Origin of the sequence: Tenacibaculum sp. (assembly GCF_048269885.1) — a bacterium.
Classification (GTDB): Bacteria; Bacteroidota; Bacteroidia; order Flavobacteriales; family Flavobacteriaceae; genus Polaribacter.
Genome location: NZ_JBLWTZ010000020.1, coordinates 16,727 through 35,752 on the forward strand (window position 1 = coordinate 16,727; position 19,026 = coordinate 35,752).

At 31.8% G+C, this 19,026-nt stretch carries 20 protein-coding genes; 9 read left to right on the forward strand and 11 right to left on the reverse strand.

Annotated elements, in window-relative coordinates:
- Positions 1 to 91 precede the first annotated feature (91 nt).
- The 5 genes from ACN0WY_RS14000 to ACN0WY_RS14020 are packed head-to-tail and all read right to left on the reverse strand — an operon-like array spanning position 92 to position 4,537.
- The gene (locus ACN0WY_RS14000; protein WP_417800764.1) at positions 92 to 526 is read right to left on the reverse strand and encodes a YHS domain-containing (seleno)protein; all 435 of its coding nucleotides are present in this window, start codon (positions 524 to 526) and stop codon (positions 92 to 94) included.
- Between the two features lies 1 nt (position 527).
- Positions 528 to 983 (reverse strand): YHS domain-containing (seleno)protein, encoded by a 456-nt coding sequence (locus ACN0WY_RS14005; protein WP_330487719.1) that lies wholly within the window; start codon positions 981 to 983, stop codon positions 528 to 530.
- 53 nt (positions 984 to 1,036) lie between these two features.
- Entirely contained in the window at positions 1,037 to 2,215 is a 1,179-nt protein-coding gene (locus ACN0WY_RS14010) for an alanine racemase (protein ID WP_417800765.1), read from the reverse strand.
- A 4-nt stretch (positions 2,216 to 2,219) separates the two neighbouring features.
- Positions 2,220 to 3,506, reverse strand: coding sequence for a D-arabinono-1,4-lactone oxidase (locus ACN0WY_RS14015; protein WP_417800766.1), 1,287 nt, complete (start codon positions 3,504 to 3,506; stop codon positions 2,220 to 2,222).
- Positions 3,507 to 3,562: 56 nt separating this feature from the next.
- The gene (locus ACN0WY_RS14020) at positions 3,563 to 4,537 is read right to left on the reverse strand and encodes an acyl transferase (protein ID WP_330487722.1); all 975 of its coding nucleotides are present in this window, start codon (positions 4,535 to 4,537) and stop codon (positions 3,563 to 3,565) included.
- A 108-nt stretch (positions 4,538 to 4,645) separates the two neighbouring features.
- Between ACN0WY_RS14020 and ACN0WY_RS14025 the strand changes: the two genes are divergently transcribed.
- Genes ACN0WY_RS14025 through ACN0WY_RS14035 form a run of 3 tightly spaced genes read left to right on the forward strand, consistent with a single transcriptional unit; the run spans position 4,646 to position 6,980 of the window.
- On the forward strand, positions 4,646 to 5,050 hold the full coding sequence (locus ACN0WY_RS14025) for a hypothetical protein (protein WP_330487723.1): 405 nt from the start codon (positions 4,646 to 4,648) through the stop codon (positions 5,048 to 5,050).
- A gap of 1 nt (position 5,051) precedes the next feature.
- Positions 5,052 to 5,594: an RNA polymerase sigma factor gene (locus ACN0WY_RS14030; protein WP_417800784.1), complete on the forward strand. Its 543-nt coding sequence runs from the start codon at positions 5,052 to 5,054 to the stop codon at positions 5,592 to 5,594.
- Positions 5,595 to 5,597: 3 nt separating this feature from the next.
- Complete coding sequence (locus ACN0WY_RS14035) at positions 5,598 to 6,980, forward strand: outer membrane beta-barrel protein (protein WP_417800767.1); 1,383 nt, start codon at positions 5,598 to 5,600, stop codon at positions 6,978 to 6,980.
- Here ACN0WY_RS14035 and ACN0WY_RS14040 read toward each other — a convergent pair.
- Positions 6,977 to 8,029 (reverse strand): isoaspartyl peptidase/L-asparaginase family protein, encoded by a 1,053-nt coding sequence (locus ACN0WY_RS14040; RefSeq protein WP_417800768.1) that lies wholly within the window; start codon positions 8,027 to 8,029, stop codon positions 6,977 to 6,979. The two genes, ACN0WY_RS14035 and ACN0WY_RS14040, sit on opposite strands and share 4 nt — an antisense overlap.
- 113 nt (positions 8,030 to 8,142) lie before the next feature.
- On the opposite strand from ACN0WY_RS14040, the gene ACN0WY_RS14045 reads away from it, so the two are divergent.
- Positions 8,143 to 9,684: an aldehyde dehydrogenase family protein gene (locus ACN0WY_RS14045; RefSeq protein ID WP_330487726.1), complete on the forward strand. Its 1,542-nt coding sequence runs from the start codon at positions 8,143 to 8,145 to the stop codon at positions 9,682 to 9,684.
- Between the two features lie 79 nt (positions 9,685 to 9,763).
- On the opposite strand, the gene ACN0WY_RS14050 is transcribed toward ACN0WY_RS14045, so the two are convergent.
- Positions 9,764 to 10,144, reverse strand: a complete 381-nt coding sequence (locus tag ACN0WY_RS14050; RefSeq protein ID WP_330487727.1) for an ankyrin repeat domain-containing protein — start codon at positions 10,142 to 10,144, stop codon at positions 9,764 to 9,766.
- Positions 10,145 to 10,332: 188 nt separating this feature from the next.
- On the opposite strand from ACN0WY_RS14050, the gene ACN0WY_RS14055 reads away from it, so the two are divergent.
- The 5 genes from ACN0WY_RS14055 (at position 10,333) to ACN0WY_RS14075 (ending at position 15,438) form a co-directional block, all read left to right on the forward strand.
- Positions 10,333 to 10,866: a hypothetical protein gene (locus ACN0WY_RS14055; RefSeq protein ID WP_330487728.1), complete on the forward strand. Its 534-nt coding sequence runs from the start codon at positions 10,333 to 10,335 to the stop codon at positions 10,864 to 10,866.
- Between the two features lie 189 nt (positions 10,867 to 11,055).
- Positions 11,056 to 13,377 carry a GH92 family glycosyl hydrolase gene (locus ACN0WY_RS14060; protein WP_417800769.1) on the forward strand — a complete coding sequence of 774 codons (2,322 nt, stop codon included), beginning with the start codon at positions 11,056 to 11,058 and terminating at the stop codon, positions 13,375 to 13,377.
- Between the two features lie 67 nt (positions 13,378 to 13,444).
- Entirely contained in the window at positions 13,445 to 14,206 is a 762-nt protein-coding gene (locus ACN0WY_RS14065) for a cyclase family protein (protein WP_330487730.1), read from the forward strand.
- A gap of 6 nt (positions 14,207 to 14,212) precedes the next feature.
- Entirely contained in the window at positions 14,213 to 14,944 is a 732-nt protein-coding gene (locus ACN0WY_RS14070; RefSeq protein WP_417800770.1) for a sulfite exporter TauE/SafE family protein, read from the forward strand.
- A 104-nt stretch (positions 14,945 to 15,048) separates the two neighbouring features.
- Complete coding sequence (locus tag ACN0WY_RS14075) at positions 15,049 to 15,438, forward strand: hypothetical protein (protein ID WP_417800771.1); 390 nt, start codon at positions 15,049 to 15,051, stop codon at positions 15,436 to 15,438.
- Between the two features lie 5 nt (positions 15,439 to 15,443).
- On the opposite strand, the gene ACN0WY_RS14080 is transcribed toward ACN0WY_RS14075, so the two are convergent.
- The 4 genes from ACN0WY_RS14080 to ACN0WY_RS14095 all read right to left on the reverse strand — a co-directional run bounded on the left by ACN0WY_RS14080 (position 15,444) and on the right by ACN0WY_RS14095 (position 18,968).
- Positions 15,444 to 16,583 carry an ATP-binding protein gene (locus ACN0WY_RS14080; RefSeq protein ID WP_330487733.1) on the reverse strand — a complete coding sequence of 380 codons (1,140 nt, stop codon included), beginning with the start codon at positions 16,581 to 16,583 and terminating at the stop codon, positions 15,444 to 15,446.
- A gap of 3 nt (positions 16,584 to 16,586) precedes the next feature.
- The gene (locus ACN0WY_RS14085; protein ID WP_417800772.1) at positions 16,587 to 17,342 is read right to left on the reverse strand and encodes an SDR family NAD(P)-dependent oxidoreductase; all 756 of its coding nucleotides are present in this window, start codon (positions 17,340 to 17,342) and stop codon (positions 16,587 to 16,589) included.
- Positions 17,343 to 17,476: 134 nt separating this feature from the next.
- The gene (locus tag ACN0WY_RS14090; protein WP_417800773.1) at positions 17,477 to 18,394 is read right to left on the reverse strand and encodes a hypothetical protein; all 918 of its coding nucleotides are present in this window, start codon (positions 18,392 to 18,394) and stop codon (positions 17,477 to 17,479) included.
- Between the two features lie 100 nt (positions 18,395 to 18,494).
- Positions 18,495 to 18,968, reverse strand: a complete 474-nt coding sequence (locus ACN0WY_RS14095; protein ID WP_417800774.1) for a hypothetical protein — start codon at positions 18,966 to 18,968, stop codon at positions 18,495 to 18,497.
- Between the last annotated feature and the right edge of the window lie 58 nt (positions 18,969 to 19,026).

A 19,026-nucleotide genomic window follows, 5' to 3' on the forward strand; every position in this document is an offset into this window, starting at 1 on the left:
AAATAAGAATAAAAAGAAACGATAAGTATAAAAAAAGAGCTGAAATTATCAGCCCTTTAAGAAGTCGCCCCCGCAACTATTAAATCTAAAACTAACGATTCAATTTTTTCCAATTAACATCTGCTTGTTTTTTGAGCTCTTCTGGTTTTTCTTTTAACCACAAGGTTAATGTATTGGTTCCCCATGAGTTATAAAATAAATACAATTTACCATCTCGTATTTCAAAAGTTTTCGGATCAATATCTACCTTTTCTCCAGTTTTTCCTATGGCATAAGCACAGTATCCTCCATATTGAGGAGTGTATTTTTGAGGGTTTTTAAGAAAGGTAGTTAAGTTTTCTTTTGAAGAAAAGCGAAAAGTAACCCCTTGGTAAGAGGTGGTAAATTTTTTATTTCCTTTTTCAACTTTAGCATGAAAATAACTTACCACATCATAACCTTTGGCAATAACACCATTTTTAGTATTGTATTCTTGTGAAAAAGCAAGGGTTGAAAAAAATATAAAAAGGATGAATAAATGCTTCATACTAGTTCTTTTTATGTTTTAGTTCTTCCCAATTTTTATCTCCTTGTGCCTGTAACTTTTTAGTATCACCATTTTTCCAATCGTCAAGTTTGCTAGAAATCCAAGAGCTGTAAAAAAGATATAATTTTCCATCTCTAATTTCATAGGCTTCAGCATCTATATACATTTTGGTTTTTTTGGCAGCTACAGCATAAGCACAGTATCCACCATATTGAGGAACATACTTCGTCGGGTTTTCTTTAAAAAGCATTAAGTTTTTTTCTGAAGCGAATTTAAATTTAGCTCCGTCGTACGTGGTTTGAAATTTCTTTTTTCCTTCAATGGGTTCATTATTTGTAAAGTAAGAAACAACATCGTATCCTTCGGCTACATAGCCTTTTTTTGTGTTGTAGTCTGTTTTTTGAGCGTATAATGCAGTAGAAATTACGATTAAAAGCAGTGTAAAAAAGTTTTTCATCAGTAGTAAATTTTATGGGTAGTCGATAAAAAACAAAAACATTACAAATACAATCAGAAATTATTTAATAATTGCCAAGACTGTTGAATTTTACCGTTTCTAATAGGTAAAATTTCACCAAACTGTAGACAAACAAATTCACTTTGATGGGGTCTTAAAAAAATAAAATCATCTACTAGTATAGATTCATTTTTAGGAATATTAATCATGGTTTGGTTGGTAGAAGCACCAAATAAATTATTTTGTTTTATACCTTTTGGATAGTAATAATCAGCTTTCCAAAATCCACCATAAATAAAAGCAGACTTTTTAGAAAAAAATTGTTTTAGCTTTTCTAACCCAGGAAGCGTTGTATTTGAAAAATTTTTTAAAATAGGAGTAGCGATAAATGCTGCTGGTTTGTAGTTTTTTAAGGAAGGAATATCAAACATCGTAGGTTTTACAAAACATGAACCAATAGCAATATCGTTTATTGGAGAACGTTGTTCTTTATGTAAATTTAAAGTCGGACTTCCAGCTCCGTTAAAGGTTAAATTTTTATTCCATAGCTCAGGAAAATCATTTCGAACTAAGGCTTTACAATCCCCATAAAATTGATTTGCAAATTGTAAGGATTTTTTTTGCGAACGAATAATTTTAGGCAGCTTTACTACATGTGGGTCATAGCCCATAAACCCAGAAAATTCAACAAAATCTTGATTGTTTTCAATAAGAGATAGTCCTTTTGATAAGTTTTCTAAAGAAGAAAAACCACCACGATGTAATCCCACATCAATTTCAATGTTTAATCGTAGTTTTTGGTTGTGTTGTTTGGCTAAATTAATGTATTCTTCAATTCGTTTTTCGGTATCTACCAACCATTGAATTTGAGTAAATGGATTGAACCCATTATTTGGCTGAGCTAAGTTGTTGTAAAAATATATTGCAGTTTTTATAGGCATAGGTTTACCCAGTAAAACATCTGCTTTGTTATCTAATCGAGAGGCTAAATCTGTTAAAAATGGTTGATGAAAGACCATCAACTTATTTGAGTTTGTTTTATGTAAAATATATTCAATCAATTGAACAGAGGGCAATGATTTTACTACCACTCTGAGTGAAGCATCGTTTCTAAAATTAGAAAGTACTTCTGTTATATTTTCATCTAAAATATCTAAATCTACCAACAAACAAGGAATAGCTCGTTGGTAGTTTTTTAGCTCTTGATTTATGTTTTTAAAATATGCATCCATACAATTAAATACCTAACAGTTTTTGAAGATATGGATTCACAAAGATATTTTCGGGATCATGTTCTTTTCTGAAAGTCATAAAATGGGTGAATTTAGGATACATTCTTACAATATCTTCTGTGTTAAATGTATTCATTTTTCCCCAATGAGGTCTTCCGTCATAGGCTTTAAAAACTTCTTCAAGAGCAGCAAAATAAGCTCTGCTATCTTTTTTATTATATACATGACAAGCAATATATGCCGAATCTCTATTGTAAGCAGGACTCATGTATACATCATCTCCTTTTACCCAGCGATTTTCAATAGGAAAATGAATATTGAATTTTTTAGAATTGACAATTTTTTGCACATCTTTAAACACATCTTGATAAGCTTCTGCAGGAATATTGTATTCCATTTCATGAAACTTTACCATTCGTTGTGTGGCATATACTTTATGACTGTGATATACTTTTTTTACATTGCTAATACTTGCTGCAGTGATGTTAGCTACTGTTTTGTTTTGTGATGGAAAAATGGTAGCATATTCACACATGAGTTTGAAAACGTGATTTTCAAGTATATATTCAGTCCAATAATTAAAAAAGTTTACTTTATCAGGTTCAGAATCTTCAACAATGTTTGAAGTTTTGGTCCAGGCAATATTGGTATATGGAATCCAGTAAAACTCAAAATTACGGTTTTTGGAATTTCTTTCACTTAAAGTAGCCAATACATCGCTTAGTTTCTCCTTTTTGTTTTGAAGTTTTAGCTTATAGGTAGAAATACATTGCAAAGTAACTTCAGTAATAATGCCTAAACAGCCTAACGATACTTGAGCAGCTTTAAATAGTTCTGTGTTTTTTGTAGTGGAGCACTCAATGATTTCTCCTTTTCCATTTACAAATTTTAACCCAATAACTTGGTTACTAATGGATTTAAGATTTACACCAGTTCCATGTGTTCCGGTACTTATAGCGCCTGCGATTGACTGAACGTTGATATCACCTAGGTTTTCCATGGCTAATCCTTCATTAAACAATAATTCTCCTAATAAAGAAAGTTTTGTTCCTGCTTTTACAGTAGCTTGATTTTTTTCTTTATCAATTGAAATGAGTCCTTGAAAATTATCGAGAGTTACCAATATTTCATCAGTACTACATAGCGAAGTAAAGGAATGGCCTGAACCAATAACTCGAATTTTTTGGTTACATCGAATTGCTTTTAAAACAAGTTGTTGAATTTCATTTTCCGAATGAGGAAGTGCAACTGCAGATGGATTCCACTGTACATTTTCTGCCCAGTTTTTCATAAGACCTTGAACTAATAGAGGTTAATAGCAAGGTAAGATAGCAAAAAATAAAAAAGTTATAAAACCATTAAATTACAACCACGAATATCGGAATTATCAAAACGACCGATAATTTCAAAACTGTTGTCTTGGTATACTTTACCTAAATCTTGTGTAGCAATAAAGGAACAAGAATTATAGTTTGCTAAATCAATTACATTAATCCCTCCTGATTTTCCTTTAGGTAAAATAGTCAAAGCATCTTCTGGATCACGAGTTAAGACTTGCATCCAAGGCGGACAGTTAAAAAGACCATTTCCTTTTGAATACCCTTGACTTAACAACTCCGTCATTCCATATTCAGAATGAATTGTATTCACTCCAAAACCATTGCTTAAAATAGTATGTAGTTCGTTACGAATAAGCTCTTTTCTTCTACCTTTCATGCCGCCAGTTTCCATTATGATGGTATTAGAAAGATTGAAATGGTATTGTTCTACCAAATCTAACAAAGCAAAAGAAACACCTATAAGTAATACTTTTTTTCCTTGTGAATCTAAATGTATAAGCTTTTGAGCAAGTTCGTCTAGATTGTTGAGGTAAAAGCCACTTTCTGGATGTTTAGAACGTTTGATTAAATCGTCAACCATATAAACTAAAGAAGATCCTTTACGTTCGAGATAATTAGGGAGTAATGCTAATACCACATAATCTTCTATATTTCCATAAAAATGTTCAAAACCTTTTACATAACTGGTTTCGTACCAAGATACATCGGTAACTAAATGCTTGCTTGTTGTACTTCCTGTAGTACCAGAGCTTGTAAAAATTTCTTGAATTTCATCAGTTGAAGAAAGCACTTCTCGAGTTTTAAAAAACTGAATAGGTAAAAACGGAATTTGTTCTATGGTGTTTACATCAGAAGGATGAACGTATATCAAATCACAAAAAGAACGATACACCTTGTTGTTTGTAAACTGATGTGAAAAAACCTGTAATGCGGTTGTGTTAAAATCTTCTGTAGATTGTATGTTAAAAATGGTGGTTTTCATAAACTTTCACAAAAGTAAGAGTATTCGACGCAACCTTTTAGTTTTTTTTTCATCTAGTATATAAACCATGGAAAATTAAAATAATAATAACCCCCAATTATATATATCATGAAAAAAATTTTAATCCTTTTTTTAAGTGTATTTACGTTTTATTCTTGTTTAGATGATGACAGCCCTAAGTTTAAGTATGAGTTTTTAAAGGTTGATAGTGCCACAACCCCTGAAAGTTTCACATTCGGAGAAGTAGATACCATAAAAATAAAGTATACGTTGCCCAATAGTTGCTATTCTTTTAATGGATTGTACTACCAAAAAGTAGATACCACTAGAATTGTAGCTGGTACAGCAATAGTAGCTCTTGATGTTGCTTGTACACAAGATGCAAGACAAGAAGAATATGCTTTTCCTGTTGAGGCAACCCAAGAAGAAGATTATGTTTTTAAGTTTTGGAAAGGTAAGAATGAAGAAGGAGAAGATGTATACGAAGAAGTGGTAATTCCAGTAAATTTGTAACATCAATTTAGAAAAACTCATACAAGGATGCTGTCATCAAAATATCACAGCGCAAGCACAAGTTTACCAGTTATTTTCTGGTAAGCTTTTTGCGCTTTGTCTAAAGTATTCTCGTAATTATCAAGATGCAGAAGACACATTGCAAGATAGTTTTCTAACAATTTTTAAAAAGATACCTCAATACCAACACAAAGGATCTTTTGAAGGGTGGATGAAGAGAATAACCATAAATACAGCGTTACAGAAGTATAGAGAAAAATCACCCTTACAGTTAGTTTCTGAAGCACCTGACGAAGTAATAATTGAAGAAGTAGAGCTTGAAACTGAAAATGTGAGTATTGACGTTTTATTAAAGTTTATCCAAAACTTACCAGATAGGTATCGTTTAGTTTTTAACTTATATGTATTAGATAATTATTCACATAAAGAAATAGCAGAATTATTAAAAATTTCTGTAGGAACATCAAAATCAAATTTATCACGAGCAAGGCAGATATTGAAAAAAGAAATGGAATTATATCAAGCAAAAAAGGCAAAAGCATAACTGATGGAAGAAAAAAACATCGATAGACTATTTCAAGAAAAACTTAAAGATTTGGAGGTTGTTCCAAATGAAAGAGTATGGAGTACTATTGAAGAAAAACTCCAAAAAAAGAAAAAACATCGTGTTTTTCCTATTTGGTGGTTTTCAGGAGGAGCAGCTGCGGTATTTGTTTTAGGTCTTTTGCTTTATCCTTACGTTACTAATCAAGAAAATACAGAGGATACAGATGCAATTGTTGTTGAATCGCCAAAGTCTGCACCCAAAAAGCAAGTAATTAAAAAAGAAGAATTAAAAGAGACGTTATTATTACAACCAACAAAAGAGAATATAAGAGAAACACCTATTGTAAAAGAAGAAAAAAGTAAGAGAAAAACATTGAAAGAAAAGCTTCATTCTAATGAAGTTTTAACCGCTAATCATGTTGTGAAGGTTAGCAAAAAAGAGTTGCAAGAAAAAGATAGCAACAACACGTCAAGTAGAGTAGTTGAAGGGGCTTTACTGGCTAAAAATGATGTTGTGAAAGAAGAAAACTCTACTGGCAAGCTTGAAAGGAGCTTGCCAGTTCTTAAAAAGAAAGAAAGTACTTTTTTGAAAAAAGAAAATGATTCAATTAAAAAAGATGTAAAGCCTAAAAAAGACTTTTTAGCGATTGTAAACGCTAAAGATATTGATGAAGAAAAGGAAGAAATAAAGAAACTTTGGACGGTTTCACCGACCGTAGCAGTATTAAATTCCAATTCATTTTCTAAATCATCTCCAATTGATGCTAGCTTATCAAATTCAACAAAAGGAAATACAAGTTATTCGTACGGAGTTCAAGTAGCTTATCAATTCAATAAAAAGTGGACACTTCAATCGGGGATACATTTGCAAGAAATAGGATTCTCTAATAACAACGTGGCAGTAAACCCAGTAAAGTCCAGTAGTGCAAATGTAGCATTCAGTTCAGGAGAAAGTTATGCATTAAGTGATACTTCTCAAACAGGTTTCAGTACAAGTTCAGTGTCTATAAGTTCAGGAAGCCTTGATGGTGAATTGAATCAAAGTTATGGATATATTGAGGTTCCAGTAGAAGTTAAGTATAGTGTATTAGAAGGAAAAAAGTTACAAACACAAGTAGTTGTTGGTTTTAGTTCTTTGTTTTTAAATAAGAATGATGTGAATTTAAAAACCACTGCTTTTTCAACTTCAGGAGAAGCGAATAATTTAAATAACATTAACTTCAGTGGAAATTTAGGAGTGGACCTTAGTTATAAGTTCAGTAAAAAATGGTCTTTAAATATTAACCCAATGTTAAAAACCCAGTTAAATACATTTAAAAATGATTCAAATGGGTTTCAACCTTATTTTATAGGTGTTTATACAGGTTTAAACTACCAGTTTTAATCGTTGTAGATTTTTACTACCAAATCACCTTTATCATTCATTGAAGCTCTGTACATTCCCGCAGTATTGAATTCAAAAGACATGTTGCCATTTTTATCTAAAGCAACGACACCACCAGTACCCCCAAGTTTTGTTAATTTGTTTTGAATAACATCTTTAGTAGCTTCTTTCAACGATTTTTGCTGATATTCCATTTGAGCAGAAATATCATAAGCTACTTGAGTACGGATAAAATATTCACCCCAACCCGTTGACGAAACACCACAGGTGTTATTATTGGCATAGGTACCTGAACCAATAATAGGAGAATCTCCAATTCGCCCCCAACGTTTGTTAGTCATACCACCAGTAGAAGTTCCAGCAGAAATATTACCTTCTTTATCTAAGGCTACACAGCCAACAGTACCAAACTTACTATTTTTAATATCAGCATCATAAAAAGAGGCTTTTTTATCATCATGATCCAATGCAGTTTTTTCTTTATCTTTTATTTTTTGTAAAGATTGAAAACGATTTTCAGTATAAAAATAACTCGGATCTACAATTTCTAATCCTTGTTCTTTAGCAAATTGAGAAGCTCCACTACCAGAAAGCATTACGTGATTAGAGTTTGTCATTACAATTCTTGCCGCTTCAATAGGGCTTTTTATATCTTTTACTCCAGCTACTGCACCAGCGTTCAGTGTTTTTCCATCCATAAAAGAAGCATCTAATTCATTAGTTTCATCATGGGTAAATACAGCACCTTTCCCTGCATTAAACAAAGGAGATTCTTCCATTACTTGAATGGTTTTTACAACAGCATCAGCACTAGAACCACCATTTTTTAAAATCTCATATCCGGTTTTAATTGCTTCTTCTAATATAGTTTTATAAGCAGTTTCTTTTTCGGGAGTCATGTTCTTTTTTAGAATAGTTCCAGCACCTCCATGAATAATAATGGCGAATTCATTTACAGGTATGTCTTTTTGTTTATTAGAAGTTTTTTTAGGAGCATCACATGCTGACAAAATCAACAGTAATGAAAGTAATATATAAATGTTTTTCATGATTATTTGTTAATTTTTAAACAAAAACAACACTGTTTGTTTAATTTATTAATTGTAAAATTATTCGTAGTTTTGAGCTTTAAATTTAAACAACTAAAATTAGAATATAAAATATGGCAGATTTTGGTATCAAAGAAGCATTAGCTACTTTAGGCTTACAAGAGATAAATGAAGGAACTTCAACAGGTTCAGTAAACTTTGCAAATGGTGAAATTATTGAATCATATTCACCTGTAGATGGAAAGTTAATAGGAAAAGTAAAAGCTTCTACCAAAGAAGATTACGAAAAGGTAATGGAAGCAGCTACTTCTGCTTTTAAAACTTTTAGAGCAATGCCTGCTCCACAAAGAGGAGAAATAGTTCGTCAATTTGGAAATAAATTAAGAGAGTTAAAAGAACCCTTAGGTAAATTAGTTTCTTACGAAATGGGAAAATCTTACCAAGAAGGTTTAGGTGAAGTTCAAGAAATGATTGATATCTGTGATTTTGCTGTAGGTTTATCTCGTCAGTTAAACGGACAAGTAATTCCATCAGAAAGACCAGGACACGTAATGAGAGAGCAATGGCATCCATTAGGAGTGGTTGGAATCATCTCTGCATTTAACTTCCCAGTAGCTGTTTGGTCTTGGAATACAGCATTGGCATGGATTTGTGGTAACGTATGTGTATGGAAAGGTTCAGAAAAAGCGCCTTTATGTTCAGTAGCTTGCCAAAATATTATAGCTGAGGTTTTAAAAGCTAACGATTTACCAGAAGGAATTTCTTGTATTGTTAATGGAGATTATAAAGTTGGTGAATACATTACTGAAGATACTCGTATTCCTTTAGTATCTGCTACTGGATCTACAAGAATGGGACGAATTGTTGGTACTAAAGTTGCTGAGCGTTTCGGTAAATCATTATTAGAATTAGGAGGAAACAATGCAATTATCATTACGCCAACTGCTGATTTAAAAGTAGTGGTTCCAGGTGCTGTATTTGGAGCTGTTGGTACTTGTGGTCAACGTTGTACATCTACACGTCGTTTAATCATTCACGAGTCGGTATATGATAAAGTAAGAGATGCGATTGTTGGTGCTTACGGTCAAATAAAAATAGGAAACCCATTAGATGAAAACAATCACGTTGGACCATTAATTGATAAAGACTCTGTAAATACGTATTTAGCCGCTATTGAAAAAGCAAAAGCTGAAGGAGGTAACGTATTAGTAGAAGGAGGCGTTTTAGAAGGAGAAGGTTATGAAAGTGGTTGTTATGTGAAACCAGCAATTATTGAAGCTGAAAACCACTATGAAATCGTTCAACACGAAACATTTGCCCCAATTTTATACTTAATGAAGTATTCAGGAGATGTTGAAAATGCGATTGAATTACAAAATGGAGTAGCGCAAGGGTTGTCTTCTTCAATCATGACAGCAGAAATGAAAGAAGCTGAAAAATTCTTATCATTCGCAGGGTCTGACTGTGGTATTGCTAATGTTAACATTGGTACTTCTGGTGCTGAAATTGGCGGAGCTTTTGGTGGTGAAAAAGAAACAGGTGGTGGACGTGAGTCTGGATCTGATGCTTGGAAAGTGTACATGCGTCGTCAAACTAACACTGTAAATTATTCTGATGAATTACCTTTAGCACAAGGAATTAAGTTCGATTTATAAGAAAACAAAGTTTTCAAAATATAAAAAAGTCTCATCATTTCGATGAGACTTTTTGTTTTTAACTAAGTTGGTGGCTATATTATTTTTCTAAAGCAGCAGCAATAACGGTATAAGCTTCATGCGCTTTCGACATTTTAGCATATTCTAAAGCAGTATATCCTCTTTCTGATTTTACGTTTAATTTTGCTCCACTATCAATTAATAATTGAACAATATCTGCTTTGTTATATCTAGCAGCAAACATTAAAGGAGTTAATCCAGTAGATTTTCTGTTGATATCTGTTCCGTTTTCAACCATAGCTTTTACAGCCTCAAAATTTCCAGCTCTAATTAACTTACAAAAAGTACTTACGTTAGGGTATTCTAAGGTGGTTTTAACAGGAACTTTGTATGAAGTTGAAGCGGTAATAGTTCCGAAAGATAAAGCGATTGCTAAAGCAGTTAATACAAATTTTTTCATGATGTTACGTTTTTATTTTTAAGATTAGGTTACAGCTAAAAGACGCCTGTTAAAACAAAACGTTTCATCAAAAACGCACACTTAACAATTATTTAAGATAAGGTCTTAAAAATCTCTTAATAGATTAAGTTATTTTTAATAAATTAACAATCAGTAATTTAACTAACTATTAACCGAATAATAAAATCATGAATTGGTGTATATTAATTTCAATAGCAGTAGCAATAATTGCCGCTATTTTAGGCTATTTATTAGGAAAGCTATCAAGTAAAAACATTAAGAAAGATGAAATAGTTCTCTTAAAGAATAAAATAGCAAAGTTAGAATCAAGTTTAAGGAATTGTAAAGAAAGTAAATTAGTATTGGAAACTGATTTAAAATTAGCAAAATCTAATATAGTTCCCTCTATATCTGAAGAACAAAAACCATTTGATATCAATGAAATTAAAAAGGTTTTTGGTAAAAAAATAAAAGAGAATGATTTAAAAATAGTAGAAGGAATAGGACCTAAAATTGAAGAACTTTTCCATAATTTTAGTATTAATACCTGGAAGTTATTGTCAGAAACATCTATAGAAAAATGCCAAGAAGTATTAAAAAGTGGAGGAGACCGTTACAGAGTTCATAAACCTAATACATGGCCAAAACAAGCAAAATTAGCCTACGAAGGTAAATGGCAAGAGCTGAAAGATTGGCAAAAAAATTTAGATGGCGGAAAGTGAGAACCATTATAGAAGAATAACCAAAATCCCTTGTATTTTTAGCAAGGGATTTTTTCTTGTTTGTTTATTATAAAACAAAAAGAAATAATAAGTTTAGAATTATATCTTTTTATGAATTTAGTAATATAAAAAAGTAATTGTAACATCTTTTTTATTTTTTTAGTGTCATCAATTGTATTTATTAAGGATATGAAAAAAATAATAGGCTTATCACTTTTTCTCTTTGTACTTTTATTAAATGTAAAATGTAATAAAGATTCAAAAACACTAACAGAAAAAAGTGCAGATGTAAAAGATTATACAAAATATGTAAACCCATTAATTGGAACTAGTAAAATGGGACATGTTTTTCCGGGTGCTACAGCTCCTTTTGGTATGGTACAATTGAGTCCGCAAACAAATTTTGAAGTCATGTTTGATGAAGAAGGAAGGTATAATAAAGAAACCTATGAATATTGTGCAGGATACCAATACAAAGACTCAATCATAATTGGTTTTGCACACACAAATTTTAGTGGTACAGGGCATGCTGATCTTGGAGACTTTTTAGTAATGCCAACTACAGGCGATTTAATTTTAGATCCATTACAAACAAAAGAAGGAACCAAAGGTTTTTATGCTACTTTTTCACACGATACAGAAAAAGCGTCACCTGGATTTTATGAAGTAAACCTAGATAGCTACAACATCAAAGCAGAACTTACAGCAAGTGAGCGCGTAGGTTTTCATCAATACACATTCCCAAAATCAGAGAAGGCACACATTCTTTTAGATTTAGTGTACAATGTATACCACCACGATAATAAAAATGTATGGACATTTATTCGTGTTGAAAACGATTCATTGGTAACTGGGTATAGACAAACAAAAGGATGGGCAAGAACCAAGAAAGTGTTCTTTGCTATGGAATTTTCTAAACCTTTTAAAAGTTACGGACATAAAAAATATAATAAGGAAACCTATGATGGTTTTTATAGAAAGTTTAAACAAAATGAAAACTTTCCTGAAATGGCAGGAAAAGACATTAGAGCCTATTTCAATTTTGATACGGAAGAAGGAGAGCAAATCAAGATAAAATTTGCTTTATCACCAGTAAGTACTAATGGAGCACTTGCCAATTTAAAAACTGAAATTCCTCATTGGAATTTTAATAAAACAAAAGAAGAAACTAAAAATAAGTGGAATAACGAGCTTAGTAAAATCGATGTAGAAACCATTTCAGAAAAAGATAAAACAACATTCTACACCGCCTTATATCACACAAATTTATCTCCTATTTTATATGAAGACGTTGATGGAAAATACCGTGGATTAGATCAAAATATTTATACTTCAGAAGGATTTACAAACTATACTATTTTTTCACTTTGGGATACCTATAGAGCATTACATCCACTGTATAATATTACGCAACCACAGCGAAATAACGATATGATAAAATCGATGTTAGCACATCATGATCAAAGCGTTCATAAAATGCTACCTATTTGGAGTCATTATGCGAATGAAAACTGGTGTATGATAGGGTATCATGCAACCTCTGTAATTGCAGATGCGTTGGTGAAAAATGTGGGAGATTTCGATGTAAATCACGCTTTAAAAGCATCTACCAACACAGCAACAGTTAAGTATTTTGACGGAATAGGAGATTATATGGACTACAACTATGTTCCAGAAGATAAAAGTAGTTCATCTGTTTCAAAAACGTTAGAATATGCCTACAATGATTGGTGTATTGCGCAAATAGCTAATAAAATAGGAGATAAGGATACAGAAAAAGAGTATTTAGCAAGAGCTGAATATTATAAAAACGTGTATGATCCAAACATAGGTTTTATGAGACCTAAACTTTCGAATGGAAAGTTTAGAGAAAATTTTGATCCGATGGATACCCACGGTCAAGGTTTTATAGAAGGAAATGCATGGAATTATGGGTTGTATGTACCTCAAAACATTGATAATATGATTGAAATGATGGGAGGTAAAGAAAAATTTAGTAAGCAATTAGATGAGCTATTTACAACCGAAATAGATGATAAATATATCGCACATCATGAAGATATTACGAGAGATGGAATTATAGGTAATTATGTACATGGTAATGAACCAGGACACCATATTCCGTATTTATATAACTGGACAGGACACCCAGAAAAAACACAACAACGTGTTCGTATGATTATGGACACCATGTATGCAGATACTGTAGAAGGTTTATGTGGAAACGACGATGCTGGTCAAATGAGTGCATGGTATATTTTTAGTAGTCTAGGTTTTTACCCAGTAACTCCCGGATCGCCTTACTATGCTTTAGGAAGTCCAAACATAAAAGAAGCGACGATTCATTTAGAAAATGGAAAAATGCTTAACATTATAGCTAAAAATCAAAGCAAAGAAAATGTATATGTAAAAAGCGTGACCGTTAATGGTAAAAAGTTAGACAATTTTTTGTTAAGCCATCAAGATATTGTAAATGGAGGTGAAATAGTCTTCGAAATGAGTAACCAATAAACAATATAAGTCCCTCGCAAAAGCGAGGGATTTTCTTTTATCTTTGTTTGTAACAACGAATGTTACTATGAAAATTATCGATTTATCCAAACCTATCCAGTATAATAAACAAGACCCTTGGTTTATGAAAGTTAAAATAAAACATAAACCACATCATAAAGCAAAATGGCTAATTAGAATACTAGGATTGCCATTTAAACTTTTTCCTAAAAACTTTACAGGATGGGCAGATGATACAATTCAAAAAATGGGAGTACACTCCACAACTCATATTGATGCACCTTGGCATTATTCTCCTACTGTAAATGGGAAAAAAGCAAAAACGATAGATGAAGTTCCGTTAGATTGGTGTTTTGGAGAAGGGATAGTGATTGATATGAAACATAAGGTAGATTTTGATCCGATTACTGTAGAAGATATTCAACAATTTTTAGAAGAAAATCAGCTAGAAATCCAACCGAATATGATTGTGTTGCTTAAAACAGGACGTGATAAACTTAACGGAACAAAAGATTTTCATAAAAAAGGTACGGGAGTAAGTGCAAAAGCAACTGAATGGTTGATTGATCAAGGAATTAAAGTGATGGGAATTGATGCTTGGGGATGGGATTTACCACTTCCGTACATGATTCAAAAAGCAAAAGAAACCAACAATTCTGAATTGTTTTGGGAAGGGCATTTGGTAGGACAAAACAAGGAGTATTGTCATATGGAACAGTTGGTAAATTTAGATGCATTGCCGTTAACTGGCTTTAAAGTAGCTGTATTTCCGTTAAAAATTGTAGGAGCATCAGCCGCACCAGCAAGAGTGGTTGCGATGTTAGCATAAAAAACGATGAAAGATATTAACTTCATATTTTTACTATTAGCTTTAGTAGCTGAAGTTATAGGTACCATAGGTGGTTTCGGATCATCTGTTTTCTTTGTTCCTTTAGGAAACTTTTATTTCGATTTTTATTCTGTTTTAGGGCTTACAGCTATTTTTCACTTGTCGAGTAATGTGAGCAAAATCGTGTTGTTTAAAAAAGGATTAGATAAGAAGTTGTTGATAAACATCGGAATTCCTTCTGTCGTTTTTGTGATTTTAGGAGGAATATTATCAAAACATCTAAACAGTACATATTTAGAAATATTTTTAGGACTGTTTTTAGTTGCATTTAGTGCTTTCTTCCTGATTAAAAGTAAGTTTACTATTTCTCCAAACAAAAAGAATGCTATTGTTGGAGGTTCTTTCTCTGGGTTTTCTGCAGGGTTGTTAGGAACAGGAGGCGCCATTAGAGGTTTAACCATGGCAGCTTTTAATTTAGAAAAGAGTGTGTTTATAGCAACGTCGGCCTTTATAGACTTTATGATTGATTTTTCAAGAACATTTGTCTACTACAACAACGGTTATATTCATGACCATGATTTAAAGTATGTACCTTTTTTGTTTGTAATTGGATTAGTAGGATCATTTATAGGAAAAAAAATACTAGCATACATCCCACAGTCAAAATTCAGAAAACTGTCGTTGTCTTTTATTCTATTAATTGGGATAATTACAATGGTACAATTAGTGTTGAGGTAATTAAATATTAAGGTTTGTTTTATATTTTTAATCATGTTATTTACAAAAATGACGCAACCTTTTATATAAATAAGCATCTAATTATTAAAGAGGTAATCCAAAAAATGAAAAATAAAATTTTATTTTTATTAGCAGTTAGTCTTATGTTCTCATGTAGTAATAAGACAGAGGGTTTAAAAACTGAATTAGTAGGAAAATGGAAATTAATTGAGGTTTTAGCAGATCCAGGAGATGGTAGTGGAACTTTTGAACCTGTTAGAAGTAATAAAACTATTGAATTTAAAAGTAATGGAATATTAACAACTAATAATTCTTTATGTGGTCCATACTCAGATGAAATGATAAGTTCAGGAACCTATGAAAACAATACTATAACTACTGGTTGTCAGGATTCTAATATAGCTACGATTTTTTTTGAATTAAATAATGAGTCTTTGATTTTAAACTTTATTTCTAACGAAGGATATTCTCAAAAGTTTGAAAAGATAAATTAAACATTCTAATTATACTTCACTTTACGTATTACGCGCATGGCTTCTTTGTATTTTATATAGGTGGTTTTATCCTCTAAATTTTTGATATAGTATTTTGCTTTTTTAAGTTGTAGAGGAGCACTTTCAAACCCGTTTAAATAACAAATTAAATAGGAGGTGGGTAATCGATATACATCTTCGTGTTCAATAACTGAAAGGGGCTTCTTTTTTACAATTTTAGCAACAATACTATTATTGTTTTTATAAATAAGCTGTAATATATCGTTGTGATATTGAGGAGCTTCAAAAAGAAATTCCGTAACAATATCGTGCTTTCCATTATCTTTAAAATTGATAATTGTTTTTTCTAATGGATAACGTTTTTCACTCTTATCAATTCCTAAAACAATGTATTCGGTAATAATAAACGATTGTTCATTATACTTAATTTGTACATCGTCTAATGAAGAGAAAAATAAACGCACTTGCTCGTTTATCAACTCAATGTCTACACGAGTAAAAAACTCTTCATGAGCGATAACTTTCTTTTTTCCTGCCCAACAAAGTACAAATTGCTCATTAAACACTTTGTATTGCGGGTTGTACTCTGGTTTATGTCGATTTATAAAATCAAAAACACCGTCAAGAGTAAGTTGAATATTATTGCTGGCATTTTTTTCAATAGCTTCAACAATGGCTTGGTTGTTGTTTTTAAGTACATAATTACCTTCAACAGGCATAGAGTTACTTCCTCTGCGATAAAAAATCGTTTCTTTGCGGTATTTCCAAGCATTTTTAGCTAAAGAGGTAATTAATTTTGTAGGATAAATAGTTACCAAACCAACTACTTTATGACGCTGTAAACGGGGGAAAGGAACGTTTTCGTATTCTATTTTTGGAGGGTTATTCAGGTAAGCATTTACTAAATTTTGAATTTTGCTATCATCGTAAAAATCAACTCCAATAATTTTATTTTCTTCATCTTCAATACCAATAACAATATAAGAGTTATTGTTAGGATTTGAATTAGAAAGAGCACAAACGTGTTTTATAAACTTAGCTTTTCCTTCTTTAGTGCTTAAGGATAACTTTTGTTTTTTATCATAAAAACTATTCTCGTCGTTATGAGACAGTAAGTTTTTAATTAAAAGACGTTTGTTAATCACAACTTAAGCATTTTTGTTTACAATAGTTGCACTAGCTTGCGCTGTTGGGTATACAATTAAATCTTCAATATTTACATGGTACGGACGAGTAACTACAAAGTGTATAATATCTGCAATATCTTCAGGTTGCAGTGCTTTGTAGCCTTGATATACGGTTTTAGCTCTTTCAGAATCTCCTTTAAAACGAACATCTGAAAATTCAGTTTCTACTAATCCAGGATGAATAGCGCTTACGCGAATATTGTGTTGATTCAAATCAATACGCATTCCTTTATTTAAAGCATTTACAGCGAACTTTGATGCACAATACACATTTCCATTAGGGTACACATCTTTTCCTGCAATAGAACCAATATTTACAATGAAACCGTTGTTACGCTCCACCATTTGAGGAATGATTGCTTTTGAAACATATAAGAGGCCTTTAACGTTTCCATCTATCATAGCATCCCAATCATCAATATTTCCATTTTGAATGCTGTCTAGCCCATGGGCATTTCCAGCGTTGTTAATAAGAATATCAATATGTTTAAACTCATTAGGTAAACTGTTGATTGCACGTTGTACTTCTTCATTATAACGAACATCAAACGGAAGTATATGCACTTTGGTGAATTGTGAGAGTTCTTGTTGTAATTGTTGTAGCTTTTCAATACGTCTACCACAAAGAATTAAATTGATGTTATTTGTTGCAAAAAGTTGAGCGGTTGCCTTACCAATACCTGAGGTTGCTCCAGTAATTAAAGCAGTTTGTTGCATGGTTTTTTGTTTTGTATAAAGGTAACCTTTTTTATGTTAAGCTACCATTATAAAATGAAAAACCGCCCCTAGCGGAGCGGTTCCTTTTAGTTGGCTACTACACCAACCAAAAATCAACTAACCAAACTTTATTTTTATTTCCTTTTCGGAACTGTTTCTCTTTCTATTTTAGTACGCTTTCTACCGCTATTTTTTACAGCCGGTTTAGCAGTACTTGTTTTTTCTCCTTTTAGATATTGAATAAACCCTATTCCTGAAAAAACATATGTTGTTTTAGAACTTACATGATACAATTCTATCGTTTCGTCATTTATAACGGTTAAATCAAACTCTTCAGTATCTCCGTTATCATAATTAAGTGTTAAATATTTTAAATTTTCTACACCTTGAACATTACGAACTACATAGCTTCCTTCAAAGTCCCAATTAATGTAATCAACATTTGTGCCAAAAGGGTCATGAGATGAATTGAAAGTTACGTTATTTTCTGGTGTAAATCTAAGATAATGCTCTTGATCAAAAGGGTTTGCTACCCCTCCAGACTCACCTGTTCGTTCCCAAGCTTTAAACTCTTGTAAGAAATACTCAATGTTTTCGTAGAACAACATGTCATAATCAAAAGTGTTTACTTGATAACCTACTAAATAATAACTAACATTTTGCGATAAATCATCAATTCTAATTTCGTTACTAGAAAGTTGTACCACATCAAATTCAAAATACCCATCTATATCGTGACGCGTTTCTAAAATCGTTCCCTGTGTACGATAGTTACCCACTGCTATCCCTAAGCCATTTCCAGTTTTACCAATATCAACAATATTATTATTTGCATACATGGTTCCATTTAAAAAAGAAATGGTAAAAGCTCTTGATAAAAAAGGAACTTCGCCACTACCAGTTGTTCTGTGATAATCTACATACCATAAATCATAACTAGAAATGTACTCGTTTAATGAAAAACCATCATCTACAATTTCATTTCTTACAACACACGACGTAAGTGTTACACCACTAATAAGTAGTATTAAAAGTAATTTTATACGTTTCATAAGCATTCGTTTTATGGTTATGCTTATTAGTTTTCAAATTACGTGCCAAAAATAAAAAACACCTCTTTTGAGGTGCTTTTTATTGTTTATGTAAAGGTTTTTATTCCATAAAAACCGTCTCTTTTTTTACAATGTTTTCTACTTTCGCATAGTAAGTTTTTTCTCCTATAACATAAGAAACCATTGCTTCATTTTCTTTAAGTTTAAAAGGGAATTCCTCAGTTGGAGTGTTGGGGGTATTTCCAATTTCTTTTTTAGGGTCTGCATGTAAAACAATATCCTTTTGTTCGTCATCAGAGGAGGTTTTATAGCGAGCTGCAATATATGTTTGATTGTTATGTTGTTCGACGACAGCTTTGGTAATTCTGTTTTGAAAATATACTTTTTGAAAATCAATAGGCTCTTCAGCACTAAAGTATATAATTAAGTTTGTAGAACTATAACTACCTTTTACACCACCAGTTACATTAGAATAATTAGCAGATTCTATTTTAAAGGGATGATTATTTTCTGTTTTTACACTTGCGCATTTTGCAAAACTTAAAGCTAAAATTAAGATTCCAATTAATTTCATAGAGTTGTTTTTTAATGTTTAAATTTAGGCATTCAAGGAATGTGCCAAGTCACAAATA